2 protein-coding genes are annotated in these 1,222 nt (G+C 46.2%); both read left to right on the top strand.

The genetic code is table 11. The annotated features are described in order from the left end of the window. The first annotated feature begins 227 nt into the window (after positions 1-227). Positions 228-590, top strand: coding sequence for a hypothetical protein (locus VZ95_RS20605; RefSeq protein WP_045777529.1), 363 nt, complete (start codon positions 228-230; stop codon positions 588-590). 468 nt (positions 591-1,058) lie between these two features. Beyond that, positions 1,059-1,222, top strand: a 164-nt coding sequence (locus tag VZ95_RS29550; RefSeq protein WP_198148463.1) for a ribbon-helix-helix domain-containing protein, incomplete at its 3' end; no start/stop codon positions are given.

Below are 1,222 nucleotides of genomic sequence, written 5' to 3'. Positions count from 1 at the left end.
AGCGGGAAGAGGGGTGGATTTTCGGGGTGATGGCTTAGAGACCTCGGAGAGAAAATTCAGACCGAGATGAGGCTGCTAGGAAAAATAACAGGATAAATGGTTCAAAATTACCATTCCGCGACGGAAAATGAGCGCTTGAATGCAGTGGAAATCGCCATATTCTATTTTTATATCGTCTTAAATGCGGTATAGTGCGGCACCTATCATAATAGTGTCGCGAGGATGTCATGCGTTTTGTTTCTATTGCGGTTGCCGTAACTTTCTTGGCCAGTGCCGGTATTGCGCAGGCGCAATCCAAGCAAGATTTTCGCCTAACGAATAAGACCGGCTATACGATCGATAAAGTCTTTGTTGCCCCTTCGAAAAGCAATGACTGGGAAGAAGATATTCTTGGGCGAGATGTGCTCGAAAACGGCGCTTGGGTTAATATCACTTTCCCGAAAAAGAATCAGGTTTGCAGTTACGACGTAAAAGTTGTTTACGACGATTCAACTCCGGCCGAGTGGCATAATTTCAATCTCTGCGAAATCTCGAAAATTTCGATTTTTTATAGCCATTCTGAGGATAAGACCTGGGCTGAATACGAGTAATTTAAAAAATATCCGGATAATTTTGGGGGGGGTGACGGAAACGTCGCCCCCTTTTTGCCGAGCCGATTGCGAGGTCTGTAAATTCGTATCTTGGTTTGTGACGCGGTTATCACAGGTGGCACAATTGAATTTTGTTGAGTGAAGATATAGGCGCGTTCTACAACCAAAAAACATAACCAAACCCGCGAGTCTTTCGGGGTAAAATTACTCCCACAATACTATAAGCTGTAATTGCGGGAAGAATCGGTTGCTATGTGCTCCTAAAGCGACTGCGAGAAGAACGCTTATTAATTTCAATTGTTGTAAATTATCTTGTCCCTCTTGAGTTTCAAGGCGCATTGCGGCACTGTACCGCACACAATGATGTGCAGGCTTTTCTTTGCCCCGGCTCAAGGCGTTCCCCTGAATAGGGCGTTTTGAAATGAAGCGATCTTGTTCTAGGACAAATGACAATAGGAACCTCGGATAGTGACCACGAGTGATAGTGATGAAGGCGCCCGTCATCGCCGGACTGTAATCGTATCGGGGCGGCGGACGAGTATCAGCGTTGAAGTAGCCATTTGGGACGCGCTGACAGATGTTTGCAAGCGCGAGGAATGCACCCTCTCGGATCTCTTGACACTCGTCGATCA

Origin of the sequence: Elstera litoralis (genome assembly GCF_000963705.1) — a bacterium.
In the GTDB taxonomy this organism is placed as follows: domain Bacteria; phylum Pseudomonadota; class Alphaproteobacteria; order Elsterales; family Elsteraceae; genus Elstera; species Elstera litoralis.
Note: the sequence above shows the minus strand (reverse complement) of the source record. Positions and strands in the feature narration are given on the sequence as shown.

What these genes read in the sequence shown, in the direction of transcription:
- VZ95_RS20605 (WP_045777529.1), top strand. Translation starts at nt 228, where the DNA reads ATGCGTTTTGTTTCTATTGCGGTTGCCGTAACTTTCTTGGCCAGTGCC.